Source organism: Achromobacter marplatensis (genome assembly GCF_002209535.1).
In the GTDB taxonomy this organism is placed as follows: Bacteria; Pseudomonadota; Gammaproteobacteria; order Burkholderiales; family Burkholderiaceae_B; genus Achromobacter; species Achromobacter marplatensis.
On record NZ_NJIG01000009.1, the window covers coordinates 162,429 to 188,070 of the forward strand.

29 protein-coding genes and 1 tRNA gene are annotated in these 25,642 nt (G+C 65.1%); 20 read left to right on the forward strand and 10 right to left on the reverse strand.

Features of this window, described 5'->3' with window-relative positions; genetic code table 11:
* The first annotated feature begins 45 nt into the window (after positions 1–45).
* Together CEY09_RS21570 and CEY09_RS21575 are read left to right on the forward strand one after the other, a co-directional pair.
* On the forward strand, positions 46–1,068 hold the full coding sequence (locus tag CEY09_RS21570; RefSeq protein WP_088590223.1) for a putative 2-aminoethylphosphonate ABC transporter substrate-binding protein: 1,023 nt from the start codon (positions 46–48) through the stop codon (positions 1,066–1,068).
* A 103-nt stretch (positions 1,069–1,171) separates the two neighbouring features.
* Positions 1,172–2,299 carry a TIGR03364 family FAD-dependent oxidoreductase gene (locus CEY09_RS21575; protein WP_088590249.1) on the forward strand — a complete coding sequence of 376 codons (1,128 nt, stop codon included), beginning with the start codon at positions 1,172–1,174 and terminating at the stop codon, positions 2,297–2,299.
* 94 nt (positions 2,300–2,393) lie between these two features.
* On the opposite strand, the gene CEY09_RS21580 is transcribed toward CEY09_RS21575, so the two are convergent.
* The 3 genes from CEY09_RS21580 to CEY09_RS21590 all read right to left on the reverse strand — a co-directional run bounded on the left by CEY09_RS21580 (position 2,394) and on the right by CEY09_RS21590 (position 6,024).
* Positions 2,394–3,539: an aromatic ring-hydroxylating oxygenase subunit alpha gene (locus tag CEY09_RS21580; protein WP_006225059.1), complete on the reverse strand. Its 1,146-nt coding sequence runs from the start codon at positions 3,537–3,539 to the stop codon at positions 2,394–2,396.
* A gap of 294 nt (positions 3,540–3,833) precedes the next feature.
* The gene (locus CEY09_RS21585; RefSeq protein WP_088590224.1) at positions 3,834–4,844 is read right to left on the reverse strand and encodes an acyltransferase; all 1,011 of its coding nucleotides are present in this window, start codon (positions 4,842–4,844) and stop codon (positions 3,834–3,836) included.
* 211 nt (positions 4,845–5,055) lie between these two features.
* On the reverse strand, positions 5,056–6,024 hold the full coding sequence (locus CEY09_RS21590) for a Bug family tripartite tricarboxylate transporter substrate binding protein (protein ID WP_088590225.1): 969 nt from the start codon (positions 6,022–6,024) through the stop codon (positions 5,056–5,058).
* A gap of 171 nt (positions 6,025–6,195) precedes the next feature.
* On the opposite strand from CEY09_RS21590, the gene CEY09_RS21595 reads away from it, so the two are divergent.
* From CEY09_RS21595 to CEY09_RS21650, 12 genes are all read left to right on the forward strand, one after another.
* Positions 6,196–7,050 carry an IclR family transcriptional regulator gene (locus tag CEY09_RS21595; RefSeq protein ID WP_088590226.1) on the forward strand — a complete coding sequence of 285 codons (855 nt, stop codon included), beginning with the start codon at positions 6,196–6,198 and terminating at the stop codon, positions 7,048–7,050.
* An 82-nt stretch (positions 7,051–7,132) separates the two neighbouring features.
* Complete coding sequence (locus tag CEY09_RS21600; protein ID WP_006225055.1) at positions 7,133–7,399, forward strand: exodeoxyribonuclease VII small subunit; 267 nt, start codon at positions 7,133–7,135, stop codon at positions 7,397–7,399.
* Positions 7,400–7,406: 7 nt separating this feature from the next.
* Entirely contained in the window at positions 7,407–8,318 is a 912-nt protein-coding gene (locus CEY09_RS21605) for a polyprenyl synthetase family protein (RefSeq protein WP_006225054.1), read from the forward strand.
* Positions 8,319–8,371: 53 nt separating this feature from the next.
* Entirely contained in the window at positions 8,372–10,234 is a 1,863-nt protein-coding gene (gene dxs, locus CEY09_RS21610; protein WP_088590227.1) for a 1-deoxy-D-xylulose-5-phosphate synthase, read from the forward strand.
* A 187-nt stretch (positions 10,235–10,421) separates the two neighbouring features.
* The gene (folE2, locus tag CEY09_RS21615; RefSeq protein ID WP_088590228.1) at positions 10,422–11,219 is read left to right on the forward strand and encodes a GTP cyclohydrolase FolE2; all 798 of its coding nucleotides are present in this window, start codon (positions 10,422–10,424) and stop codon (positions 11,217–11,219) included.
* A 7-nt stretch (positions 11,220–11,226) separates the two neighbouring features.
* Positions 11,227–12,150: a DUF817 domain-containing protein gene (locus tag CEY09_RS21620; RefSeq protein WP_088590229.1), complete on the forward strand. Its 924-nt coding sequence runs from the start codon at positions 11,227–11,229 to the stop codon at positions 12,148–12,150.
* Between the two features lie 226 nt (positions 12,151–12,376).
* A complete protein-coding gene (gene rpsF / locus CEY09_RS21625) occupies positions 12,377–12,751 on the forward strand; it encodes a 30S ribosomal protein S6 (protein WP_006225050.1) in 375 nt (124 codons plus the stop codon).
* Between the two features lie 50 nt (positions 12,752–12,801).
* Positions 12,802–13,125 (forward strand): primosomal replication protein N, encoded by a 324-nt coding sequence (priB, locus tag CEY09_RS21630; protein WP_088590230.1) that lies wholly within the window; start codon positions 12,802–12,804, stop codon positions 13,123–13,125.
* Between the two features lie 110 nt (positions 13,126–13,235).
* Positions 13,236–13,508, forward strand: a complete 273-nt coding sequence (gene rpsR / locus CEY09_RS21635; protein WP_006218308.1) for a 30S ribosomal protein S18 — start codon at positions 13,236–13,238, stop codon at positions 13,506–13,508.
* A gap of 14 nt (positions 13,509–13,522) precedes the next feature.
* Positions 13,523–13,978, forward strand: a complete 456-nt coding sequence (rplI, locus tag CEY09_RS21640) for a 50S ribosomal protein L9 (RefSeq protein WP_006225048.1) — start codon at positions 13,523–13,525, stop codon at positions 13,976–13,978.
* 127 nt (positions 13,979–14,105) lie between these two features.
* Complete coding sequence (locus tag CEY09_RS21645; RefSeq protein ID WP_006225047.1) at positions 14,106–14,945, forward strand: BUD32 family EKC/KEOPS complex subunit; 840 nt, start codon at positions 14,106–14,108, stop codon at positions 14,943–14,945.
* The gene (locus tag CEY09_RS21650) at positions 14,942–16,324 is read left to right on the forward strand and encodes a replicative DNA helicase (RefSeq protein WP_006218311.1); all 1,383 of its coding nucleotides are present in this window, start codon (positions 14,942–14,944) and stop codon (positions 16,322–16,324) included. The genes CEY09_RS21645 and CEY09_RS21650 overlap by 4 nt, the downstream gene beginning before the upstream one ends.
* A gap of 63 nt (positions 16,325–16,387) precedes the next feature.
* Here the strand turns inward: CEY09_RS21650 and CEY09_RS21655 are convergent, their stop codons facing one another.
* The 5 genes from CEY09_RS21655 to CEY09_RS21675 form a co-directional block, all read right to left on the reverse strand.
* The gene (locus CEY09_RS21655) at positions 16,388–17,365 is read right to left on the reverse strand and encodes a bile acid:sodium symporter family protein (RefSeq protein WP_006225046.1); all 978 of its coding nucleotides are present in this window, start codon (positions 17,363–17,365) and stop codon (positions 16,388–16,390) included.
* 115 nt (positions 17,366–17,480) lie between these two features.
* Positions 17,481–18,473, reverse strand: coding sequence for a 4-hydroxythreonine-4-phosphate dehydrogenase PdxA (gene pdxA, locus CEY09_RS21660; RefSeq protein WP_088590231.1), 993 nt, complete (start codon positions 18,471–18,473; stop codon positions 17,481–17,483).
* Positions 18,470–18,778, reverse strand: coding sequence for a hypothetical protein (locus tag CEY09_RS21665; protein WP_006225044.1), 309 nt, complete (start codon positions 18,776–18,778; stop codon positions 18,470–18,472). The genes pdxA and CEY09_RS21665 overlap by 4 nt, the downstream gene beginning before the upstream one ends.
* Before the next feature lie 81 nt (positions 18,779–18,859).
* Entirely contained in the window at positions 18,860–19,318 is a 459-nt protein-coding gene (locus CEY09_RS21670) for an Lrp/AsnC family transcriptional regulator (protein ID WP_006225043.1), read from the reverse strand.
* Between the two features lie 97 nt (positions 19,319–19,415).
* Positions 19,416–20,021, reverse strand: a complete 606-nt coding sequence (locus tag CEY09_RS21675; protein ID WP_088590232.1) for a hypothetical protein — start codon at positions 20,019–20,021, stop codon at positions 19,416–19,418.
* Between the two features lie 176 nt (positions 20,022–20,197).
* On the opposite strand from CEY09_RS21675, the gene CEY09_RS21680 reads away from it, so the two are divergent.
* Positions 20,198–20,443: a hypothetical protein gene (locus tag CEY09_RS21680; protein WP_006225041.1), complete on the forward strand. Its 246-nt coding sequence runs from the start codon at positions 20,198–20,200 to the stop codon at positions 20,441–20,443.
* A gap of 228 nt (positions 20,444–20,671) precedes the next feature.
* The gene (locus tag CEY09_RS21685; protein ID WP_006225040.1) at positions 20,672–20,905 is read left to right on the forward strand and encodes a hypothetical protein; all 234 of its coding nucleotides are present in this window, start codon (positions 20,672–20,674) and stop codon (positions 20,903–20,905) included.
* 7 nt (positions 20,906–20,912) lie between these two features.
* On the opposite strand, the gene CEY09_RS21690 is transcribed toward CEY09_RS21685, so the two are convergent.
* Positions 20,913–21,476: a DedA family protein gene (locus CEY09_RS21690; RefSeq protein ID WP_088590233.1), complete on the reverse strand. Its 564-nt coding sequence runs from the start codon at positions 21,474–21,476 to the stop codon at positions 20,913–20,915.
* Positions 21,473–22,912 carry an aminotransferase-like domain-containing protein gene (locus CEY09_RS21695; RefSeq protein ID WP_088590234.1) on the reverse strand — a complete coding sequence of 480 codons (1,440 nt, stop codon included), beginning with the start codon at positions 22,910–22,912 and terminating at the stop codon, positions 21,473–21,475. Before CEY09_RS21695 ends, CEY09_RS21690 begins: the two co-directional genes overlap by 4 nt.
* Before the next feature lie 169 nt (positions 22,913–23,081).
* On the opposite strand from CEY09_RS21695, the gene CEY09_RS21700 reads away from it, so the two are divergent.
* The 4 genes from CEY09_RS21700 to CEY09_RS21715 all read left to right on the forward strand — a co-directional run bounded on the left by CEY09_RS21700 (position 23,082) and on the right by CEY09_RS21715 (position 25,638).
* Complete coding sequence (locus CEY09_RS21700; protein WP_234818370.1) at positions 23,082–23,462, forward strand: hypothetical protein; 381 nt, start codon at positions 23,082–23,084, stop codon at positions 23,460–23,462.
* Between the two features lie 20 nt (positions 23,463–23,482).
* Positions 23,483–23,559 (forward strand) — tRNA-Met (locus CEY09_RS21705).
* A 184-nt stretch (positions 23,560–23,743) separates the two neighbouring features.
* Positions 23,744–24,088 (forward strand): hypothetical protein, encoded by a 345-nt coding sequence (locus CEY09_RS21710; RefSeq protein ID WP_006225036.1) that lies wholly within the window; start codon positions 23,744–23,746, stop codon positions 24,086–24,088.
* A 293-nt stretch (positions 24,089–24,381) separates the two neighbouring features.
* Positions 24,382–25,638 carry a TIGR03862 family flavoprotein gene (locus CEY09_RS21715; RefSeq protein ID WP_088590236.1) on the forward strand — a complete coding sequence of 419 codons (1,257 nt, stop codon included), beginning with the start codon at positions 24,382–24,384 and terminating at the stop codon, positions 25,636–25,638.
* Positions 25,639–25,642: the final 4 nt, after the last annotated feature.

Genomic DNA, 25,642 nt, shown 5'->3' on the forward strand with positions numbered 1-25,642 from the left:
CGGGGGCGACTCTCACCCTTTTTCCGCTCATCCACGGAGTTCCTCATGAATCGCTACAAGCTGCTTGCACTGGCCGCCGCCCTGACGGGCGTGATGGGCGCCGCCTCCGCCGAGACCACGCTGACGGTCTACACCGCGCTCGAAGCCGACCAGATCAAGGTCTACCAGGCCGCGTTCGAACGCGCGAATCCCGACATCAAGATCCAGTGGGTCCGTGACTCCACCGGCATCATCGCCGCCAAGCTGCTGGCCGAAAAGAGCAACCCCAAGGCCGACGTCATCTGGGGCTTGGCTGGCACGGCGCTGGGCCTGATGGACAAGGAAGGCATGCTGCAACCCTACGCCCCCAAGGGCCTGGACCAGATCGCCGCCAACATGCGCGACGCCAAGGCCGAGCCGTCGTGGGTCGGCATGGACGGCTACGCCGCCGCCATCTGCTTCAACACCATCGAAGCCGAAAAGCAGAAGCTGCCCAAGCCCACGTCGTGGGAGGACCTGACCAAGCCGGTCTATGCCGGCAAGATCGTCATGCCGAACCCGGCCTCCTCGGGCACGGGCTTTCTGGACGTCAGCGCCTGGCTGCAGATCTTCGGTGAAGAGAAGGGCTGGGCCTACATGGACGCCCTGCACAAGAATATCGGTTCGTACACGCACTCCGGTTCGAAGCCTTGCAACATGGCGGCCGCGGGCGAGTTCCCGATCGGCGTGTCGTTCGACTACCGCGCGGCCAAGCTGAAGGCCGACGGCGCGCCCGTCGAAGCCGTGTTCCCGTCGGAAGGCCTGGGCTGGGAAGTCGAAGCCACCGCCATCATGAAGGGCACGAAGAACCTGGAAGCCGCCCGCAAGCTGGCCGACTTCTCGGCCAGCCGCGAAGCCAACGAACTGTACAAGGCCAACTTCGCGGTGCTGGCGATCCCGTCCATCGCCACGGTCAACCCCAACCTGCCGGCTGACCTGACCAAGCGCATGATCAAGAACGACTTCGTGTGGGCCGCCACGAACCGCGAACGCATCATCGCCGAATGGACCAAGCGTTACGACGGCAAGTCCGAGCCGAAGAAGAAGTAAGCATCCGCCAATGCGGCCGCGCGGCTTGCCCCGCGCCGCCGCCCGCCGGGAAGCGCCGCAGTGCGGCAGCTTCCCTCGCTATTCCTCCAGCAATGTTCCCGAGATGAAAACTTACGACGTAATCGTGGTGGGCGCAGGGATGCTCGGCATCGCGCACGCCTGGGCTGCCGCCAAGCGCGGCTTGTCGGTGGCCGTGATCGAACGCAGCCGCCAGGCGCACGGCGCCACGATCCGCAACTTCGGCCAGGTCATCGTGACCGGCCAGCCGCCCGGCATGATGCTGTCGCACGCGCAGCAGGCCCGCGAGCTGTGGCTGGATCTGGCCTCCAAGGCTGGCTTCCATGTGCGCGCCAACGGCGCCCTGGTGCTGGCCCGCAATGCCGATGAGGCCACCGTGCTCGAGGAGTTCGCGGACACCCGACTGAAGCAGGAAGGCTATCGTGCCGACCTGCTGTCCGCCCGCGACGTGGCCGGCCTGTACGACGGCCAATTGGCGCACCACTGCATGGGGCTGCGCGGCCACGATGATTTGCAGATTTACTCCCGCGAGGCCTTGCCGGCGATCACGCGCTATCTGGCTGAAGCCCTGGGCGTGACCTTCATCACCGGCACGCTCGCGCGCGCCGTGGAAAACGGCCTGGTCGGCACGACCGCCGGCGACTTCGAGGGCAAGCATGTGTTCGTGTGTCCCGGCCACGACTACCTGACCCTGTTGCCCGAACGCTTCGCGCCGCTGAACCTGGAAATCACCCGGCTGCAGATGCTGCGCGCGGCGTTCGAGACGAACCCCATCGCGCTGGACCGACCGTTGCTGACGGGCTTGTCCTGCGTGCACTACGGCGCTTTTTCGGATCTGCCGTCAGCGCAAGCCCTGCGCGACGTGATCCAGGCGCGCACGCCGATGCTGCTGGAAAATGGCATCCACCTGCTGATCAGCCCCACGCCTTATGGCGAACTGATCATCGGAGATTCGCACCGCTATGGCCAGGATGCGTTCCCGTTCAATGACGAGGCGGTCGACAACGCCATGCTGGACCTGGCGTCGCAGGCCCTGGGCGCGCGTTTGCGCGTGGTGGAGCGCTGGCAGGGGGTGTATGGCGCCCACGGTCCGGCGCCGTTCTCGGTGATGCCGGTGGACGCGGCCACGACCGTGGCGGTCATGCACTCCGGCGTCGGCATGACGGTGGGGCTGGCGATCGGCGAACGCACGGTGGCAGGCGCGATCGGGTAGGGGGCGCTTCGCGCCGCGCGCAATGAAAAGGGCCTCGCGATGTGCGAGGCCCTTGTTCCGACTGCGGCAAGCCCTGCGTAGACAGAACCTGCGCTTACACGTCCTGCATGATCCGCCGGTACCACTCGTGGAAGTGCTGCATGCCGTCTTCCATCGGCGACTGGTAGGGGCCGGCCTCATTCACGCCGCGCAGCATCAGGGCCTTGCGGCCCGCATCCATGCGTTCGGCGATCTCATCGTCTTCGATGGCCGTTTCCATGTAGGCGGCGCGCTGCGCCTCGACGAATTCGCGTTCGAACGCCGAGATTTCCTCGGGGTAGTAGAACTCGACGACGTTGACGGTTTCCTGCGGGCTCTTCGGATACAGCGTGGACAGCACCAGCACGTGCGGATAGAGCTCGATCATGTGGGTCGGGAAATACGTGACCCACACCGCACCGAAATCCGGCGCGTCGCCGTCGCGGAACGACAGCAGGCGGTCGTGCCACTGCTTGTAGACGTCCGAACCGGGTTGCGCCAGCGCGTTGTGCACGCCGACCTTCTGCAGGCTGTACCAGTCGTTGAATTCCCAGGTCAGGTCGTCGCAGGTGACGAAACGGCCCAAGCCGGGGTGGAACGGACCGACGTGGTAATCCTCAAGATAGACCTCGATGAAGGTCTTCCAGTTGTAGTTGCACTGATGCACTTCGACATGGTCGAGCACGTAGTCGCCGAAGTTGAACTCGGGACGCGAGAACAGCGGAGCCATGTCGGAGGCCGGATCGCGCGGGCCTTCGAACAGCAGGCCGTGGCAATCGCGCAGCCGGAACTTCTGCAAGTTCATGCAGGGCGTGGTCTCGAACTGCGGCGCGCCCAACAACTCGCCCTGGTTGTTGTACGTCCAGCGGTGCAACGGACAAACGATGTTGCCGCCAGTGGCTTTCAGATTGCCCTGGGAATTGCAGTTGCCGGCCACATTGCCGGCCTCGCCGCCCAGCATCAACGCCTGGCGGTGACGGCAGACATTTGAGATGAGTTCAACGCCTTGCTGGTTGCGAACCAGCACGCGTCCTGCGTTTTCCTGAACCAACGTACGCCAATCCCCGATCTCGGGCACCAATTTCTGGTGGCCGACGTATTGCGAGGATTGCTTGAAAATGAGTTCTTGCTCGCGGGCAAAGAGGGCTTCGTCAAAATAAGCACTGACGGGTAGCTGGGTGCGAGCTGGCACGACATGTGCCATCCGACCGATGTCGGTCATGATTCCCTCCGCTCGGATAAAAAAGCCAGGACGGTTTGAGCTCTGCCAAGCGCTTTTGTTTCAAGCCCAGCGATTTTGCGAACTGCTCGTGCAAACGCTTGAGCTCAACTGTCGAGCTTGGCTAAATCCGTGCTGGCGCGAAGAAAAATCGGTGTCTGGCCGATCAAATAAGCCGTGAATTGTACCCCAAGGGATTCCCCTACGCCCGTGAAGATCCGTGAAGCTTGGTGAAGTTATGGAGGGGGGTGTTTGGCCGGGTGCAAAACCCGATTAACCCTTCACGGCGTAGGTCTTTCAGACGAGTCGGCGGGTCGCCGGATGGCGCCTGAGCGGCCAGCTGCTGGCCGCCGACAGGCCGAAGACAGCAAGCGTCAGCAGCGGCACCGTCCAGGCATCGCGATCGCCGCCCGTGAATGCGCCGGCGCGGCGCGCCACGTCCAGGAACACCGGGTGGATCAGATACACGCCGAACGTCAGCGGTGCCAGCGCGGCCAGCCGCGGCAACCGGGGCGAGGACACGATCCACTGGAATGCGGCCAGCGACATGAACGGCACGGTCAGGCTGAAGTAGTCGTAGAAGTAGGTGTCCAGCGTGTGGCCGTTGGACATGGCCGTCACGCCCAGCGCGGTGGCGGCGACGCTGGCCGCCAGCATCAGGCCCGGCCGGGGTATGCGCATTTCGCCGTCGAAGATCAGGCGGCCGGCCACGAAGTAGCCCAGATAGGGCAGGAACCAGGTCAGGAAGAAACCGTGCGGCGCGCCCAGCGCACGGCGATACAGCGCGTCCAGGATCGCCACGCCCAGGATGCCCACCACCCAGAGCGAGCGGCCGCGGGGCGTGCTCCGCGCATACAGCATGCGGGCCAGCGGGGCGAAGAGGTACAGCCCCACGATCATGTACAGGTACCAGAGGTGGTAATACGGTTCGCCCTGGACGACCTTGCGCGGCCAGAAGGAAAAGTCGACGCGCCCGTCGTCCCACCAGTCCAGCCCCGTGCGCCACGTCAGGTAGAACAGAGTCCAGAACACCAGCGGCGCGCAGATGCGCGCCATGCGACGGCTGTAGAACTTGAGGGCGTCCTGGGGCTTGCCGGGATCCAGCAGCAATGCGCCGCTGACCATGACAAAGACAGGCACGCACCAGCGCGCCGCCGAGTCATACAGGTTGGCGGCCAGCCACGCACCGCCGCCGTAGGCGGCCGGGTCGCTGACGATCAGCGCCGCGCTGTGCAGCAGGACGACTGCCACGGCCGCCAGCCAGCGGGCGGCGTCCAGGCGGGCGTATCGGTCTTCGGTATCAGGCATCCGTGCTCCCGCTGGTGAATCTTCTTCACCTTAGCAGCGGCAAGCGCCCGGTTTCTGTATCCAGCGGTTAGGCAAGGCGTAAAAAACCGACAGGACCCAGGTGGGCGCTGTCGGGGAAAGGGCGACGGGCCGAGTGGCCTGCCGCCGTTTCGCGGGTCGGCAAGACCGCGAACGATTTGTCACTAAACCGTTGGCGCGGAGCCGCGCTCGCTTATTGCAGGACGATGTTGGCCTGCTTGATCAGTTGCGACACGATCGGCTGTTCTGTCTTGATCTGCTTGTCCAATTCGGCCGCCGTGCCCGAACGCGGGTCGATGCCCATGTCCAGCATGCGCTTCTTCACGGCCTCGTCCTGCAGGGTGTCGGTCAGCGCGGCCTGCAGCTTCGCCAGGACCGGAGCCGGGGTGCCCTTGGGCGCCACGAAGCTGAACCAGGCGGTCATGTCGAAGGCGGGGTAGCCCTCTTCGGCCAGCGTCTGCAGTTTCGGCAGCGTCGCCAGCCGCGACGGGCTGGTGATGGCGAAAACCTTGACCTTGCCGGCGTCCGCCTGCGGCATGCCGGTGGCGACCATGTCGAAGAACAGGTCGACGTCGCCGCTGATCAGGGCGGGCAGGGCCTGGGTCGCGCCCTTGAAGGGCACGTGCAGGATGTCGATGCCGGCGCGTTCCTTGAACAGTTCGCCGGCCAGGTGCGACGACGTGCCGGGCCCGAAGGTCGCGAACGTCAGCTTGCCCGGGTTCTGCTTGGCGTAGGCCACGACGTCCTGCGTGCTGTTGAAGGGCCGCTTGGGGCTGGACAGCAGCACCAGCGGGCCGACGCCCACCATGCCGATTGGCGAGAAACTGTCCGGGTCGTAAGGCAGTTCCTTGTACAGATAGCGGTTCGTCACCAGCGTGGAGTTCGTGGCCATCAGGATGGTGTAGCCGTCGGGCTGTTCCCGCGAGACGAACGCCGCCCCGATGGACGTGCCGGCGCCCGCCTTGTTCTCCACGATCATGGGCTGGCCCAGCGTCTTGGCCATGCGTTCGGCCAGGATGCGGGTCAGCACATCGGTGGCGCCGCCGGCCGGGAAGGGCGAGACGACCTTGATCGGCCGGGCCGGATACGTGTCGGCCTGCGCGCCCAGTGCGGCGGCGCTAAGCAATACGGTGGCCAGCAGTTTGATGCTCGTGCGAATCATGTTTTCCCCTTGGAATCGCGTGCGTGAGTGGATCGCCGGGCTTGGCTTGACCGAACCGCGCTGCGGGAAGCATTGCGGGGGCTTGCCAAGTCTCCTTGGATCATTTAAATTCCGTTATATGGAATTTAGTTTTGTTATTCGAAATAAACTATAAAAACGAAGCGAATAGAAATGCAATCTTTTTCTGACACCAAGCGCGTCATCCACGCCGCCACCAAACCCGACGAGACGCTGGAGCTCAGCCAGCCGGCGCGGCGCAAACGCACCGCTGGCGTAGGCGAAGGCGCCAATTCGCCCGACTTCATCACCGCGCTGGCGCGGGGGCTGGACGTGCTGCGGTGTTTTCGCCACGGCGTGACCGCGCTGGGCAACCTGGACCTGGCGCGCCTGACCGGCCTGCCCAAGCCCACGATCAGCCGCATCAGCTACACGCTGACCGAGCTGGGTTACCTGCGCTATCACCCCGACACCGGCAAGTATTCGCCCGGCTATGGCGTGCTGGCGCTGGGCTTTGGCCTGCTGGCAGGGCTGGAGGTACGCGAACTGGCCAAGGCCTCGATGACCGAATTGGCCCGTGACACCGGCGGCGCGGTTGCGCTCGGCGCCTTCGATGGCGACGCCATGACCTATGTCGAAGCCATCCACGGGTCCTCCGCGCTGTACTTGCGGCTGCCCGTCGGCTATCGCGCCAGCCTGGACAGCGCGATGGGCCGAGCGTATCTGGCCAGCCTGCCTGCCAGCGCCTGTGACGAGGTGCTGGCGCGCCTGGGGCCGGCCGCGCCGCCTGTCGACGCCATTGCCCGCGCCCGTCTGGAGCTGCAGGAATCGGGCTGTTGCTTCGCCATTGGCGAGTGGCAATCTGGCATCAACGCCGTCGCCGTGCCGTTCACGTCCATCACGGGCGAAGGCGTCTTCGTGATGAGCTGCGGCGGCCCCGCCAGCCTGTTGCCGGAACCGGACTTGCGTACGCGCGTGGGCCCCGCACTGCGCGCGGCGATCGCGGGTCTTGCCGGGGCGTCGGCCTGATCGTCCGGGCACACGCGGGTCCGGCGTGGCTATCTCGTACAATTCGGAGATTGATCCACCCCTAGCGCCCTCGGAGACCCGTTTGGCCAAACCCACACCAGCCGATCCGCAGATCGACGACCGTCCCTTGCCCCAGGATTTCGAAACGGCCCTGGCCGAATTGGAGTCATTGGTTGCGGCCATGGAAGACGGCTCGTTGCCGCTTGAGCAATCGCTGGCCGCCTACCGGCGCGGCGTCGCGCTCACCCGGGTCTGCCAGGACCGCTTGGCGCAGGCCGAACAGCAGGTCAAGGTCCTGGAAGGCGACTTGCTGCGTCCGCTGGATCCGGCGGCGCTGGATGACGAATAAGAACCCGATGAAGCAAACTCAACTCGCTTTCCCGGAGTGGCTGCAGGGCCGTGTGCGGCACGTCGAAGACGTCCTCGACGACCTGATGCCCCCCGCGGATGTGCTGCCTGTCCGTCTCCACGAAGCCATGCGCTACGCCGTCCTGGGCGGTGGCAAGCGCGTGCGCGCCGCGATGGTCTACGCCGCCGGGCAAGCGTGCCCGGTCAGCGGCAGCGTGCTGGCCATCGAAGCGTCGCTGGACCGCGCCGCCGCGGCGGTGGAATTGATCCACGCGTATTCGCTGGTGCATGACGACCTGCCTTGCATGGACGACGATACGCTGCGCCGCGGCCAGCCCACGACGCACGTGAAGTTCGACGAAGCCACTGCCATGCTGGCGGGCGACGCCTTGCAGCCGCTGGCCTTCGATCTGCTGGCCTCGATGCCGATTGCGCCTGCGCTGATCGTGCAGGCCACGCAGTCGCTGGCGCGCGCCGCCGGCAGCCAGGGCATGGCGGGCGGCCAGGCCATCGACCTGCTCAGCGTCGGCCGTTCGCTGTCGCGCGACGACCTCCAGACCATGCACAGCATGAAGACCGGCGCCATGCTGGCCTGCAGCGTTGCGCTGGGCGGCATCGTCGCGGGTGCCAGTTCGGCGTCGCGCCAGGCGCTGGACGCCTACGCGCAAGCAATGGGCCTGGCATTCCAGGTCGTGGACGACATCCTTGACGTGACCGCCGACACGGCCAGCCTGGGCAAGACCCCTGGCAAGGACGCGGCGGAGAACAAGCCGACGTACGTGTCGCTCCTGGGCCTGTCCGAGGCGCGCGCGTTCGCCGACGAATTGCGTGAAGCAGCGCTGGCGGCGCTGGCACCGCTGGGCGATGCCGGCGGACGCTTGGCGCAACTGGCCGACTTCATCGTCCTTCGAGACCGCTGATCCGTGACTAGCCCGGCTTGAATCCACGCCGGGTCAACGAACCCCATAAAAGCATGACGACTGATTTGTTGGACCGCATTCAATCCCCGGCAGACCTCAAGCGCCTGGATCGTCGCGAGCTGAAGAAGCTTGCGGACGAACTGCGCGGCTTCGTGCTGGAGTCGGTATCCAAAACGGGCGGGCACTTGTCGTCCAATCTGGGCACGGTGGAGCTCACGCTGGCGCTGCATCAGGTGTTCGACACGCCGCATGACCGGATCGTCTGGGACGTGGGCCACCAGTCCTACCCGCACAAGATCCTGACAGGACGCCGCGCCGGCATGGCGCGGCTGCGTCAAGAAGGCGGGATCTCGGGCTTTCCCAAACGCAGCGAATCCGAATACGACGCCTTCGGCACCGCACATTCCTCGACGTCAATCTCGGCCGCGCTGGGCATGGCGGTGGCCTCGCGCAACGCCGGCGTGCAGCGCCAGCACATCGCTGTCATCGGCGACGGCGCCATGTCGGCCGGCATGGCGTTCGAGGCCATGAACAATGCGGGCGTCACGCCCAACATCAACCTGCTGGTGATCCTGAACGACAACGACATGTCGATCTCGCCGCCGGTGGGGGCGTTGAACCGCTACCTGGCGCGCCTGATGTCGGGCCGCTTCTACGCTGCGGCCAAGAACGTCGGCCGCGCCGTCCTGCAGCACGTGCCGCCGGTGCTTGAGCTGGCGCGTCGTTTCGAAGAGCATGCCAAAGGCATGGTCACGCCGGCCACGCTGTTCGAGGAGTTCGGCTTCAACTACGTCGGCCCCATCGACGGCCACGACCTGGACGCCCTGGTGCCCACCCTGCAGAACCTGAAGGCCCTGCAAGGCCTGCAGTTCCTGCACGTGGTGACCAAGAAGGGGCAGGGCTACAAGCTGGCCGAGGCCGATCCGGTGCTCTATCACGGCCCGGGCAAGTTCGACCCCGCCGTGGGCATCCAGCAATCCAAGGCGCCGGGCAAGCGCACCTTCACCCAGGTGTTCGGTCATTGGCTGTGCGACATGGCCGAGCAGGATTCGCGCCTGGTCGCGGTCACCCCCGCCATGCGCGAAGGCAGCGGGCTGGTGGAATTCGAAAAGCGCTTCCCGCTGCGGTATTTTGACGTGGGCATCGCCGAACAGCATGCCGTGACGTTCGCCGCCGGCATCGCCTGCGAAGGGCAAAAGCCCGTCGTCGCCATCTATTCGACCTTCATGCAGCGCGGCTACGACCAGTTCATTCATGACGTGGCCCTGCAGAATCTGGACGTGACCTTCGCGCTGGACCGTGCAGGCATCGTGGGCGCCGACGGCGCCACCCATGCCGGCAACTACGACACCGCCTTCCTGCGCTGCGTGCCGAACATGGTGGTGGCCACGCCGTCCGACGAAAGCGAAACGCGCCTGTTGCTGTCCACCTGTTATCAGTACCCGGGCCCGGCATCCGTGCGCTATCCGCGCGGCGCGGGTTGCGGCGCCGCGGAAGGTGCTGGCCTGGATACCGTCGAAGTGGGCCGCGGCGTGGTTCGCCGCGAAGGCAAGAAGATCGCCATCCTGGGGTTCGGCACCCTGGTGCCGGCCGCGCTGGCCGCCGCCGACAAGCTGGACGCCACCGTGGCTGACATGCGCTTCGTCAAGCCGATCGATCGTGAACTGATCCTGGATCTGGCGGCCCGGCACGATGCGCTGGTCACGTTGGAAGACGCGTCCATCATGGGTGGCGCGGGCAGCGCCGTGCTGGAAACGCTGAGCGCCGCCGGGGCGCAGATTCCCGTGCTGCAACTGGGGCTGCCAGACGCCTTCATCGACCATGGCGACCAGTCGGCCTTGTTGGCCGGCATCGGCCTGGATGCCGCCGGCATCGAGCGGTCGATCCGTGCCCGCTACGCCGACCTGCTTGCTTGATTGGTTGCGGGGCGCCGGGCAAAGGCGTCGCTTTTGCCCGGAATATGAAACACACTGTTCTGGCCCCGCTAACCTACGGATAGAAGGGTTTTCCCTGGCGGTTGCCAGGGTTTGGGCGATAATGGCCCTCTCTCAAAGTTTCCTAGGCCGTGCGCGAGCGACTGATTGCCTAGACAGGTAAGCTGAAATGAATTCTCCGATCGACCCCGCCATCGTGATGCCCGACGTCCAGAGTTCGGCGGATACCCGGCACATTCCGATTCAACGCGTGGGCATCCGTGGCGTGCGCCACCCCATGCTGATTGAAAGCGGTGATGGCTCGGCCCAAGGCACCGTTGCCAACTGGACGCTGACCGTGGCGCTGCCGCCCGAAGAAAAGGGGACGCACATGTCCCGCTTCGTGGCGCTGCTGGAAAAGTACCGCAGCACCCCCATGACGCCGACGCTGTTTCGCGCCATGGCTGCCGACATGCTGCCGCTGCTGCATGCCGAACGCGGTGACATTACCGCCGCGTTCCCGTACTTCATCAACAAGTCGGCCCCGATCTCCGGCGTGCAAAGCCTGCTGGACTACGAAGTCCAGTGGATCGCCCGCGCCGAGGGCGACGGCGTGGAATTCGAACTCGTCGTGCAGGTGCCCGTCACCAGCCTCTGTCCGTGTTCGAAGGCCATCTCGGAATACGGTGCGCACAACCAGCGCTCGCATGTCACCGTCTCGGCCATCCTGAGCGACGACATCAGCATGGACGGCGTCATCCGCTTGATCGAAGAAGAAGGTTCGTGCGAACTCTGGGGCCTGCTCAAGCGCCCGGACGAAAAGTACGTGACCGAACGCGCCTACGACAACCCGAAGTTCGTCGAAGACCTGGTGCGCGACGTAGCTGCCCGCTTGAACGCGCACCCCGGTATCGCGCGTTATCGCGTCGAAGCCGAGAACTTCGAATCGATCCACAACCACTCGGCCTACGCCGTCGTGGAAGGTTGAGCGTTCCGTGAGCCATCCGGCGGCCAGCGACTGGCCGCTTATCGCGGGGCTGCAAGAATGGGAATCGCGGCTGGCCAATCATCTGGCCGGCCGCGGTCGTTTTGGCGTCGCGCTCTACGAGTTCTTCCGCTTTGGCGTGAAACAGGCCTGGGCGTGCCTGTTCGGCGGCTTGATGTGCGCGCTGCTGCTGGGCACGCACTGGTGGTATCCCAAGGATGCCGCTCTGGCCCGCTACGATTTCCTGACCTTGGCCGCGCTGGGCATCCAGGCCCTGTTGCTGGCGCTGCGCATGGAAACCTGGAGCGAGGCCCGCGTGATCCTGATGTTCCATGTGGTGGGCACCGGCATGGAACTCTTCAAGACGGCGGCGGGATCCTGGATCTACCCCGAGGCCAGCGTGCTGCGCATCGGCGGCGTGCCGCTATTCACGGGCTTCATGTATGCGGCGGTCGGCAGCTACCTGGCCCGGGTGTGGCGCCTGTTCGATTTCCGTTTCCGCGCCCATCCCCCGTTGGCGGCCACCGTGGCGCTGTCGGTACTGATCTACGTGAATTTCTTCGCGCACCACTTCATCTTCGATTTCCGATGGGCGCTGTTCGCGGGCACGGCCATATTGTTCGCGCGGACCTGGGTGTATTTCCGGATCTGGCGGGTCTATCGCCGCATGCCGCTGCTGCTGGGTTTCGTGCTGGTGGCCTTGTTCATCTGGTTCGCCGAAAACATCGGCACCTTCGCCAACGCCTGGCGTTACCCGAACCAGTCGCACGTCTGGCAATGGGTGTCGATCGCCAAGCTGGGCTCGTGGTTCCTCTTGATGATCATCAGCTATGTGATGGTCAGCATGGTCAACCGGCCGCAGGAAATCGGTGTTGCCGATCTGCCGCAACCGGCAGGCAAGGGCGCCGAAAATAGCCCGTCCCTTATTTCCTGATCTTCCTCTGGCTTGCGTCAGGCTGCCCGATCGGTGATAATCGAGAGCTTTCTTGCTCGACCGCCCATGGTTTTTGGGTAGCGGGCTGCCCCTTGCGGGCCGACGTCTTAACGTGTTGAAACCCTGAAACGGCGTGATCCGTGGCGGTGGTACGGCGCGACACCCATGATGGAAAGCGCGGGTGCGGGACGGTTGGCCAGCGAGACATCCTCAAGGAGTTTTACTCATGCGTCACTACGAAGTAGTGTTTATCGTTCACCCCGACCAAAGCGAGCAAGTGCCCGCCATGGTCGAACGTTACCAAGCGCTGGTCACGGGCCAAGGCGGCTCGGTTCACCGCCTGGAAGACTGGGGTCGCCGTCAACTGGCCTACCCGATCCAGAAGCTCGTCAAGGCTCACTACGTTTGCCTGAACATCGAGTGCGGCCAAGCCACGCTGGATGAGCTGGAACACTCGTTCCGCTACAACGACGCCGTTCTGCGCCACCTGGTCATCAAGACCAAGAAGGCTCAGTCCACGCCCTCGATCATGATGAAGTCGGTTGAGCGCGAAGAAGCCCGTAAGGCTTCGGCTGAAGCAGCGCCGGCTCAGGCCGAGTAAGCAGGGCTCACGCAGAGCTCACTCGTGAAGTCCCCTCGGTGCCTGGCAGGATGAATAAGCTGGAACTCAGCGCCCGCGTTCTTGAATGCGAGCCTTTGCGCCACACTCCCGCCGGATTGCCAGCGCTGGAAATGCTGCTGGCACACGAATCGGAAGTCATTGAAGCCGGCCTTCCGCGCCGCGTTGAATTGACGATTACCGCCGTGGCACTGGGCGATCTGGCGATGCTGTTGAAGAACACCGCGTTAGGGTCCGAATTGCTGGTGCAGGGGTTTTTGGCTCCCGCCCGCAAGGACTCGGTGAAGATCAAGCTGCATTTGCAGCAGGCACGCAAGATCAGCGGCAGCGCAGGACGCGATCCGCAGGTGGCTTGAAGGGAATGAGCAAGAGGTGCGAGAGCGCCTTCTGAATACGGATAGGTTATGGGAAGTTTGGCCCGGTTATCGATAACCCCCAAGCCCCCTCAAACATAGAGGCACATATCATGGCTTTCTTCGGAAAACGCAAAGAAAAACGCAAATTCACGCAGCAGAACCCGCTCTTCAAGCGTCGTAAGTTCTGCCGCTTCACCGCAGCCGGCGTCGAAGAGATCGACTACAAGGATCTGGACACCCTGCGCGACTTCGTGCAAGAAAACGGCAAGATCATCCCGGCTCGTCTGACCGGCACCAAGGCAATCTACCAGCGTCAGCTGGACACCGCCATCAAGCGCGCGCGCTTCCTGGCCCTGTTGCCTTACACCGACAACCACAACTAATCCGGGGCACTGAAATGCAAGTTATTCTGCTCGAAAAAGTCGTCAACCTGGGCAACCTGGGTGAAGTCGTTCGCGTGCGTGATGGTTACGCCCGCAACTTCCTGATTCCCCAGCGCAAGGCTCGTCGTGCTACCGACGCCGCGCTGAAGGAATTCGAAGCTCGCCGCGCCGAGCTGGAAAAGGTCCAGGCTGAAAAGCTGGCCGCCGCCCAAGCTCTGGGCGAGCGCGTCTCCGGCTTCCAGCTGAAGATCGCTCAGAAGGCTGGTGTTGACGGCCGCCTGTTCGGTTCGGTCACCAATGCCGACATCGCCGACGCGTTGAAGAAGGCCGGTTTCGAAGGCATTGAAAAGGCGCAAGTGCGTCTGCCCAATGGCCAGCTGAAGTCGATCGGCGAGTTCCCGATCCAGGTCGCCCTGCACGCTGACGTTCTCGTCGACGTCACGGTCCTGGTTGAAGGCGAACTGTCCTAAGCCGGTACCCGCAGTACAAAGAAGCCGGCCCGCGCGCCGGCTTTTTTTCTTTTTGCCCCGCCGTCATTGCGTGTAGCCTTTCGGGCATTGCGCAAGAAGCGCGTCATTGTTTTGTACCGAGGACCCTTTGACTCAGCCGCCCGTTCATCACAACGCGCCGCCCGGCCTGCGCGCCTGGCTCGACAGCGTGGATGCCTCGCGTGAACCCTCCGTGCGGGACGTGACGATCGATGGCGTACGCTGCATCATCAAGCGCCGCCGCCCGAGCTTTGGCCGCGGCGTCGCCTATGCGCTGCGCTACGTCCGGGCCTTTCTGCTGGGCGTGGGCTGCAAGCTGTTCCTGGGCGAATTTCCGCGCCCCGGCGTGCTGCTGCGCAACGGCCTGACGCACGAGGCCCAGCGCCTGGCGATGCTGTTGCAGGCCGGTTGCCGGGTGCCCGAAGTGTGGTGGCAAGAGCAGGGCCTGCTGGTCCTGGAGTACGTGGGCGAAGACCTGGCCGACCTGATCCGCAACGAGGATTCCACCTCGCAGCTGTGGCTCACCCGTGCGGCTGCCACCGACCTGGCGGCGTTCCACGCCCGCGGCATGTGGCATGGCGGCGCGCAGATCCGCAACGTCACGCTGCGCGATGGCGAGCTGTGGCGTATCGATTTCGAAGAGAACATCGGGTCTACGTTGTCCCGGCCGCTGGCCCAGGCGTACGATCTGTTCCAGATGCTGGCCTCGCTGGTGTCTTTGCGTAAGTTGCCCGACGATGTGGCCCTGGCCCTGGGTAAACTGGCGCTTGACGTCTACCTCGAGAGCAACCCCGACCCCGAGGTCAAAGCCCGCCTGACGCGCCTGGCGCGCGTCCTGTGCGGCGTGGCGACGCCCTTGCGGCCCCTGTTGCGCCGTTTGCCGTCGCGCGACATCCAAGGCTTTTTCCGCGCTGCCGATATCTTGCAGCCGTTACTATTGAAGTTATGAACACACCTGCCGATCCCCAGCTTGAATACCTGCGCGTTCCTCCCCATTCCATTGAGGCGGAGCAGTCGGTTCTGGGCGGCCTGCTGCTGGACAACACTGCGTGGGACCGCATCGCCGACGTGCTGGTCGAAGAAGACTTCTACCGCCATGACCACCGGCTGATCTGGCACCACATTGCGCGGCTCATCGGGCTGGCGCGCCCCGCAGACGTCATCACGGTCAATGAATCGCTGATCAGCGCCGGCAAGGCCGAGGATTCCGGCGGCCTGGCGTATCTGAACGCGCTGGCGCACAACACGCCGTCGGCCGCGAACATCCGCCGCTACGCGGAAATCGTGCGCGAGCGCGCCATGTTGCGTAAGCTGGTGTCGATCGCCGACGAGATCTCTTCGGCAGCGTTGAATCCGCAGGGCAAGGAAGCGCGCCAGCTGCTGGACGAAGCGGAATCCAAGGTGTTCAAGATCGCCCAGGAAGGCTCGCGCGGCGCTGCGGGCTTCCAGGAGATCCAGCCGCTGCTGACGCAGGTCGTCGAGCGTATCGACGAGCTCTACCACCGCGAAGGCAGTTCGGACGTCACTGGCGTGCCCACGGGCTTCACCGACCTGGACAAGATGACGTCCGGCATGCAGGGCGGAGACCTCATCATCGTGGCCGGCCGCCCGTCCATGGGCAAGACCTCGTTCTCAATGAACATCGGTGAACACGTGGCCATCGAGCAGGGCCTGCCCGTTGCCGTGTTCTCGATGGAAATGGGCGCGGTGCAGTTGGCGATGCGTATGCTGGGGTCGGTCGGCCTGCTGGACCAGCACCGCATGCGTACCGGCAAGCTCATCGCCGACGACTGGCCCCGCGTGACGCACGCGGTGCAGCTTATGCAGGACGCGCAGGTCTACATCGACGAGACGCCTGCGTTGAGCCCGATGGAAGTGCGCGCGCGCACGCGCCGTCTGGCCCGCCAATGCGGCCAGCTGGGCCTGATCATCATCGACTACCTGCAACTGATGTCGGGCAACGGCTCCGGTGAAAACCGGGCGACCGAAGTGTCGGAAATCAGCCGCTCGCTCAAGGGCCTGGCCAAGGAACTGAACTGCCCGCTGATCGCGTTGTCGCAGCTGAACCGAAGCCTGGAACAGCGCCCCAACAAGCGCCCCGTGATGAGCGATCTGCGCGAATCCGGCGCTATCGAACAGGACGCGGACGTGATCCTGTTCATCTACCGCGACGAGGTCTACAACCCCGATTCGCCGGACAAGGGCACGGCCGAGATCATCATCGGCAAACAGCGTAACGGGCCGATCGGTACGGTGCGACTGACGTTCCAGGGCTCCAGCACGCGCTTCTTGAACTTCTCGGGCGCGCAACCGCGCGACATGTACTGACGCGCCGACGGCGCCCCAAAAAAAACCGCGCTACGGCGCGGTTTTTTTATGCTGGGCAAGGCTTCAGCCGTCGGCTTCCGGGCGCTTGCCGTAGCGGGCGGCCAGGACGCCGCACACCATCAACTGGATCTGGTGGAACAGCATCAGGGGCAGCACGATGGCGCCGACCGCATGGCCGGCGAACAGCACCTGCGCCATCGGGATGCCGCTGGCCAGGCTCTTTTTCGAACCGCAGAAGAGCAGGGTAATGCGGTCTTCCACATTGAAGCCCAGCAGCTTGCCGGCCACTGCCGACAGGCCCAGCGCCAGCGCCAGGATCACGGCGCAGCACACCACCAGGCCGACGAGCGCGGGGATGGGCGTGGTGCTCCACAGGCCTTCATTGATGGCCTCGGAGAACGCCGTGTAGACGACCAGCAGGATCGAGCCCTGGTCGACGAACTTCAGCATCGCCTTGCGCTTGTGCACCCAGGCGCCGATCCAGCGGCGGGCGAACTGGCCCAGCACGAAGGGCAGCAGCAGTTGCAGCATGATCTTGCCGACCGCGTCGAACGAGATCGGTGCGCTGCCGGCGTTGGCCACGACCGTGCCCACCAGCAGCGGGGTCAGGAAGATGCCCAGCAGGCTGGAGGCCGACGCGCTGCACACGGCGGCAGGCACGTTGCCGCGCGCCATGGACGTGAACGCGATGGCGGACTGCACCGTGGCCGGCAGGCAGCACAGGAACAGGATGCCCAGGTACAGCTCGGGCGTCACCAGCGGTTCCAGCACCGGCTTGAGGGCCAGGCCCAGCAGCGGAAACATCAGGAACGTGGCCGAGAAGATCGTCAGGTGCAGCTTCCAGTGCGTCAGGCCCGCGATGATGGCCTCGCGGGACAGGCGCGCCCCGTGCAGGAAGAACAGGAGGCCGACGGCGATGTTGGTGATCCAGCCGAATATCACGACGCCTTGCCCGTGCGCGGGCACGATGCTGGCGATGATGACGGTGCAGATCAGGTAGAGGGTGAAGCGGTCGGGCAGAAGGCGGGCAAGGCGTGACATGGAGGGGTAAAGGGCAAGTCGGAAAAGCGGCGGCGCGCGAAGGGGCGCTGGAAACGGGGCGTATTGTAGTCCCGTGTCCGGTCAGGCCCTAGGGGCCGTTGCCATTGAGCGGTGCCTAGCCCGGGTCCTGGGGCGTCATGGCCAGCGCCAGATCGAAAGCGGCGACCAGCGAAGCCTGGTCGGCCACGCCGCGGCCGGCAATGTCGAAAGCGGTGCCGTGGTCGACGCTGGTGCGCACGAAAGGCAGGCCCACCGTGACGTTCACGCCATGGTCCAGCCCCAGGTACTTGACCGGGATCAGGCCCTGGTCGTGGTATTGCGCCACGACGATGTCGAATTCGCCCCGGCGGGCGCGCATGAAGATGGTGTCGCCGGGCCACGGGCCGCTGGCGTCGATGCCTTCGGCGCGCGCGCGGGCGATGGCGGGTTCGATGATGTCGATGTCTTCACGGCCGAACTTGCCGCCTTCGCCGGCATGCGGGTTCAGGCCTGCCACCGCCACCCGGGGCTTTTCGATGCCCATCTGCCGGCAGGCGCGGTCGGCCAGCCGCATGGCGGTCAGTTCAGCGTCGGGCGTGATGCGGGCGATGACGTCCGCCAGCGCCACGTGGATGGTGACCAGCAGCACGCGCAGTTCGTCGTTGGCCAACATCATGGCGAAGTCCTGCGTGGCCGAACGCTCGGCCAGGATCTCGGTATGGCCTGGGTAGTCGATGCCCGCTTCGTGCATGGACTTCTTGTTCAGCGGCGCCGTGACGATCGCCCGGATACGGCCGGCCTGCGCATCGTCGATGGCGGCGCACACGTAGTCATAGGCGCCCCGTCCGGCGGCGGCGCTGATCTGCCCGGCGGGCAGGTCGGCAGGCAGCGCCGGGCTACAGGCGATGACGTTGATGCGGCCGGCATCCAACCGGGCCTCGCCCACGTCGGGCACTTCAACGATGTCCAGGCGCGCGCCCAGTTGGGCTGCGGCGCGGCGCAACGCACCGGTGTCGCCATACACGACGCAAGGCGCGTTCAGGCCTTGCGCATAGGCTTTGACGACGATTTCGGGGCCGATGCCGGCGGCATCGCCCATGGTGATTCCCACGGGCAGGAGAGCGTTCACGATGCTTTGTCTTTAGGAGGATCGATGACGCCGCATTCGAACGTGACCGTCGCGCGCTTGGAGCCCAGGCCCGTCGCATGGTTGGACGTCACCTTCGGCTTCTGCAGCTTGCGGCCGATGGATTGGCAATACTGGTCGGCACGTTGCAGCGTCTGGTTCTTCAGTTCAACCCAGGTCAGCAGCTGCGTGCCCGAACTGTACGTGACGCTGTACGTGTTCTTGTCGACGGACGTGACCTCGCTCATGCTGGAGCAGGCAGCAAGCAAGGTCAGCAGGGCGGCGGCGGGGGCAAGGCGTGCAAGCATGGGTCGTCCAGGAATCTCGTTATCCGCCATTACAACACCATGTCGGGCCGCGAGAAAAGGCGGGGGCACGAGGCCGGCGCGTCAGGGCGCGGCGACCGCGCTGCGTCGGTCCACTTTACGGCTCAGGACGATCGACGTCTGCGTCTGCTTGACGCCATCGATCAGGCCGATGCGGTCCAGCAGTTCGTCCAGTTGTTCATGGGTTTCGCAACGCAGGAAGATCAGATAGTCGTACGGGCCGCTGACGGAAGACACTTCCTCCACTTCCGGCATGCGCTCCAGCTCGCGGATGACGGCGGCGGGCGTCTTGGGCAACACGCTGATGAAGCAGTACGCGCGCACGGCTGCCTCTTCCAAGAGGCGGCCCAGGCGCACGCCATAGCCCGAGACGATGTGCTCGCGTTCCAGCCGGGCGATGCGAGCCACCACCGTGGTGCGGGCCAGCCCCAGCTTGCGCGCCAGGATGGCAGCGGGTTCCCGCGCGTTGGCGGAAAGCAGGCTGAGCAGTTGCCGGTCGATGGCGTCGAGTCGTTCGTTCATGCGGTGGGCACAGGGCGGGAAGGAGAGTGCCGACGGTACAGGCGCCGGCATGCCCGCGTCAATGCGCGTGGACAGGCGCCAGGGCGGGACGTGCGGCCTAGCCGTCGGATTCCGGCGGTATCCCACCATGATAGATGCGGCCGTCGAACTCGAAGCGGGTGATTGTTTTGTGCGCGGCGTCGAAGATGCGGTCGCGGCTGGCGGCGTCCAGCCCGTCGTGATCGGCAAAGCGGAAGCGGCACAGGTCGATGTCGCTGTCGTAGAACACGGTGTGCACGAAGCGGCTGACGTCGGACTCGTGGGCGAAATGCGCGAACTCGCGCAGCTGTTCCATTTCGTGGAAGGCGCCGTTGCGGCTGACGAGCAGCATGCCGAATTTGCGCTCCTCGTCGGGCTCCGGCTCCGGCGCGGGCGGCACCTCGCCGGCCAGCGGGTCTTCGTAGTCGAAATGGGCGCCGGCCTCGCGCATGGCGGCCAGCACCTTCTGCCAGTCCTGCTCGTCCAGCGTCAGGCGGGCCATCATATAGAACAGACGCTGCCGGCCCAGTTGGCGGGGCTCGGGGCCGCCGGCATAGCTGGGCCACGGGGTGGCCGCGTCCAGTCCGGCCAGTTCCGCCATGCGTGCGTCGCTGTAGCCCAGGCGGTCCTGCAGCCGTTGCAGGGACTGGGGGTCCGGGGGGGCGTAATGCTGGATCGTCTTCATGAGCGCGCTCCGGTGGCCCGGGGCGCCGTGGATAGGGCCGGGGGCGTGCGCCGCGATGCCCTTGCGGCTACGCTTGATGCTAGCGCGGCGCGTGGCGCTTGCCTAGCGCTGGCTCGGCTGGCCGAGCGGGCGCCATGCTAGGATTTGCGCCGATTATCAATGCCAGGAGGCTACACATGGACATCCAGGAACAAATCGCCGTCATCGTGCACACCATTTCGCATCAGGGCGGCCGCATCGATGCGCTGAATTCGACCTTGCTGTCGATGCTGCATCTGGTCAAGGCCTCGCCGGGGCTGCGCGAAGCGATCGAGGCGCAGCTGGAGCAGAACTATTCCAGCCTGCTGGCCCGCTCCGAGAATCCGCAGTACGTGGCGGGTTTCGAAAGCGTGCGCGATATGATCGCGACCGCATTGAAGTAGGGCGTCGCAAGCAGGAAGTTACCCACAGCTTCTGTGGACAAGCCTTGGGATAGTGCGCGCATAGATCCGCAATTTCCTTTAATTACAAGGGCTTGGAAGGGGCGGTCAAAGGTGGCTCCTTTTGCGCTTTTCGGGCGCCTGTTTCAATGTCCTACGCGGGACGCCGCAAGCCGGGTAATATGCGGCCCCATGCGGAATCAGTATCGATTGGAACCCCGGGGCCCGGCCATGTTGGCCCGTGTCTCGGAAGCGGCAAAGCTGGCGGCGTTCGACCCCGGCAAACTCACTCCCGAAGCGCGCCAGAGCTGGGAGCGCATGGGGCATGGCTTCAAGGCCTGGCACGACTTTGACCAGCGCCATCCCATCCTGCGCCGCCTGGCGCTGCTGCCGCTGATCGGCGGCTGGTACCGCAAGGCTCGGCGGCGGCACGTGCTGCACGCGAGCGGCCGCGTCGTCTGTTGACGGCGGCTTAGCGTCGCCGCCTGGCGATCAGGTGATACGCCAGCCCGATCACCACGCCGATCACGGCGGCCACCGCCAGCTTGGTTTCCACGCCGTGCAGGCGTCCCAGCAGGGATTCGATGGTTTGCCCGAAGGCGTAGCCCAGCAGGCTGAAACACACCGCCCAGATCACCGCTGCAATTGCGTTCAGCACCAAAAAGCGCAGCGGCGGTACGCGCGACATGCCCAATGCCACCGGGCCGACGGTACGCAGGCCATACAGGAAGCGCAGGCTCAGGATGAAGCCGTGCGGGTAGCGGTCGACCAAGGCCAGGGCGCGCTCGAAGGCGGGCTTTTCGCGGATGCGCCGCACCAGCCGGTGGTCGCGATAGCGGCGGCCCAGAAAGAACAGCAACTGGTCGGCTACGAAGGATCCAGCGAAGGCGCACAGCATCACGTAGGGCAGATGCAGCAGATGCTGGTGCGCCAGGAAACCGGCGAACACCACCACGCTTTCGCCTTCGAGGAACGTGCCGCCGAGTACAGCCCATAAGCCGTAGTCGACGATGAACTGGTGCAGTGCCGGATTCATCCCCCGCGCTCGCCGACGATGCGTGCCAAGGTCTGCAACGCGCGAGAGATTTCGGGTGTGGTGCGCTGGCCGCAGCTGATCCGCAGGAAGTGGTTGTAGCGCGTGCCGTTAGAGAACATCGCGCCGGGCGCGACTCGAATGCCCTCTTGCAACGCGGCCTCGAAGACCTCCATGCCCGAGCGGCCGCCGGGCATCTCTACCCACAGCAGCATGCCGCCTTGCGGCATGCTCAGGCGGGTGCCGCGAGGGAAGTGCGCGGCGATGGCTTCGGCCGTCTGATCGCGCTGGACCTTCAATTGCCGGCGCAGCCGCGCCAAATGCCGGTCATAGGCGCGCGACCCCATGAATTCGGCCACGGCGATCTGCGCCAAGGGTTCGTTGGGGCGGCTTTGCGCAAACTTCAGCATGGCGATGCGGGCCTTCCAGCGGCCCCCCAGCAACCAGCCCAGGCGCATGCCCGGTGCCAAGGTCTTGTGCATGGAAGAGCAATAGATGACGTTGCCGGTCGCGTCCCAGGATTTGGCCGCGGCCAGCGGCGTGTCGTCGTCGGTCAGCGCGCCATAGGTGTCGTCTTCGATCAGCGGCACTTGCTGGCGTTCGCACAGCGCCACCAGCCGGGCCTTTTCGGCATCGGGCATCACGCAGCCCAGCGGGTTCTGGAAATTGGGTACCACCACGACCGCGCGGATGTTTCCGTGCGTCTGGAACGCCAGGTCCAGCGCCTCGATGGACAGGCCGTTCTGCGGACTGGTGGGAATCTCAAGCGCCCGCATGCCCAGACTTTCCAGGATCTGCAGCAGGCCAAAGTAGGTCGGCGATTCGACGGCGATGGTGTCGCCGGGCCGGGCGACCGCGCGCAGCGCCAGGTTCAGGGCCTCGATGCAGCCGTGCGTGACGATGACGTCGTCGGGCGTGGCATTGATGCCGTTGGCCAGCGCCCGGCGCGCCAGTACCGTGCGCAGCTCCGGGTGGCCCTGTGGCGGAACGGGGCTGACCAGCACCTGCGGCGTCATGCGCAGGGCGCGCGTCATCGCCTGCTTGAGCTCTTCCATCGGATAGGCCTCGGGCACCGCCGCGGCCAGCGCGAAATTGGCGCTGACGGGGTGGGCTTCGCATTTGGCGATGAAGTCCGAGACGCGGTCATGAATACCTACGTATTGCGCCGCCCCTAGCGTCTGCCGGATGTCGGGCTCGTTGACTGGGGGAATGCTGTTGCGCCGAGGGTGCAGGACGAAATAGCCCGAACGGGGCCGGGCTTCGATCAGCCCGTCGTCTTCCAGCTGGCGGCAGGCTTGCAGCGCGGTGGACAGGCTGACGTGATGGGTGCGCACCAGCGTGCGCACCGAGGGCATGCGCTGGGCCGGAGCCAGCACGCCCGTCTGGATGGCGCGCCGGTAATGGTTCGCCAGGCGTAGGTACAGCGGTTGTGGGTCCATGCGCCGATCATGCTCCCCGAGGTTGGAATGAGGGTAGGCACAGATTGATGAAAAGTACACCATAACAGCGCCAAAATCGAGCATCTGCATCGGTACAGAAAGGTTCGGAGTGTGGCTGTTGCGCAAAGCAGGGCACGCGTAGCCTGTGATGGTCCGACTGGAGATCATCATGAATGCCGAACTTTATGCCCAACCCCTGGCCCGTCGCCTGGAAATCGCCGCCGGCGCGAGCCGGCAACTGGCGCTGCGAGCCGGGGCCACCCTGGTATGCGTGGCCGGCAGCATGCACGTGCAGGAGACCTCGACTGGCGCCCAAGCCGCGGGTGGCCTGGGTTTACCGGTGTCCGCCCGGGTCAACGCGGGCGAGGCGCATGGGGTGGGCTATGGCGGGGTGGTGCAGGTAACGGCAATTCGCTCGGCCGAAGTGATTTGTCTGGACGTTCCTGGGCCCTTGGACCGGTTTTTCCGCCTCGCGGCGAATATTTTTCGCACGAATGGGGCAAAAAACACGAATAATCGCCTGGGTGCGCTGCACAAGATTTCAAAATGAGGTATGATTCACACATCAGACGCGGGGTGGAGCAGTCTGGCAGCTCGTCGGGCTCATAACCCGAAGGTCGTAGGTTCAAATCCTGCCCCCGCAACCAGTTTCAAGAGAACAAGCCGCGATTCCCATCGCGGCTTTTTTTCGTCTTTTTTTCGACCAGGACTTGCCCTGGGTCAATCCTTTGTTCCAGCCCGGAGTTTCCCGAGTGTTGCCAGCCGCACAGCGCGGCGACGCTGAGCTACCATGGGTCACGCGCGCTAGTTCGCCGCACTCGAGGAGGGTCCATGGGTACCGCAAAATACGATCATCCTGGTTACGTCGCCGACACCGGCGCTGAAGGCAAGTACCACGTGGGCATCTGGTGCCCGCACGGTTATCCCGCCCATATCCATATCGGCCGGCCTGCGGAACGCGGTGATCCCCAGGCGCTCTTGCGCCTGCGCATTCCCGATGGCGTCTTCCAATCGCTGCCGGACGATCCCGAAACCCTGTGCCGCCGTGCCCTGGGCCAGGCCATGGACGCCGGCTTGCTGCGCTCCGTCGCCGTGGATGGCGAGTATCAGGAGCTGCGTTTCCAGCTGGACGCGGAACCGTGGTCGGGTCCGATGCAGGCGGCGGGTAACGCCTGACGCGGGAAGTTACCCACAGCGACTGTGGACAAGCCTTGGGATAGCCTTTGCGCATGTCCGAATTGTCCAGTCATAACAAGGGCTTGGCGCCTGCGGTCAATAAGTGGCCGGCGCCGGGCCTTTTTATTGTCGGGCCTGTCCCAAAGCGGGCAAGTCCGAAGGCGGCCGGGGCGTCATGCGACAATCCTCCCCCTCGCGGCCTGCGCCGCGTATCCCCGTGTTGACCCCTTCGATATTGCCTCCATGCCGAGTCCTATGCTCCTGTCCGCTCCCGTCTTGACGGCGCCGGCGCCATGACCCCGAGTGCTTCCAAACGCGTCGCCGTGATTGGCGGCGGTCCGGCCGGCCTGATGGCGGCCGAGGGGCTTGCCGGCCAGGGCCTGCAGGTGGACGTGTTCGATGCCATGCCTTCGGTGGGCCGCAAGTTCCTGATGGCGGGGCGGGGCGGATTGAACTTGACGCATAGTGAAGCGGCGGGCCCCTTCCTCGCACGTTACGGCGAGCGCGCCGCGCAGGTGGCGCCCTGGCTTTCCGTCATGGACGCCACTGCGTTGCGCGACTGGGCGCATGAACTGGGCATCCAGACCTTCGTGGGTTCGTCGGGCCGCGTCTTCCCTGAAGAAATGAAAGCCGCACCGTTGCTGCGGGCTTGGCTTGCCCGGTTGCGCGCCTCTGGCGTGCGCTTCCATATGCGGCATCGTTGGCTGGGGTGGGCCACAAGCGACGCGCCTTCGGCAGATGGGTTGCGGTTCGACACGCCCGAGGGCGCGCGGATGCTGGCGGCCGATGCCGTGGTTCTGGCCTTAGGCGGAGGCAGTTGGGCCAAGCTGGGTTCCGATGGCGCCTGGGTCGCCGGCCTGCAGGCGCATGGCGTCGATGTGGCGCCGCTGCGCCCCGCCAATTGCGGGTTCGACGTCGCGTGGACGGAGCACTTCCGCGAGCGGTATGCGGGCCAACCCGTCAAATCCGTTGCCATGTCGTGCGCGCTGCCATCGGGCGGCGTGCTGGCCCGACAGGGCGAATTCGTGGTGTCGGAAACGGGCATCGAGGGCAGCCTCGTCTATGCGCTGTCGGCCCCATTGCGCGACCGGATCGACAAGCAGGGCCACGCCGTCGCCATGCTGGACCTGGCGCCCGACTGGACGCAAGAAAAAGTCACCGCGGCGGTCACCCACCCGCGGGGGGCGCGTTCGATGTCCAGCCATCTGCAAAGCCGCATGGGACTGACAGGCGTGAAGGCGGGGTTGCTGCGCGAATGCGCGTCGGCCGACGATTTCAAGGATCCCGAGCAACTGGCGCTGCGGATCAAGGCGCTGCCGTTGGCGCTTGTGCGTGCACGCCCCATCGATGAGGCCATCAGCACCGCGGGCGGGGTGACGTTCGATGCCGTCGACGCCAGCCTGATGCTGCGATCGGCGCCGGGCGTGTTCGTGGCCGGAGAAATGCTGGATTGGGAAGCACCGACCGGCGGCTATCTGCTGACGGCCTGCATGGCCAGTGGACGGGTTGCGGCGGCGGGCGCGGCGGACTATCTGGCTGGCAAGCCTTAAGGCT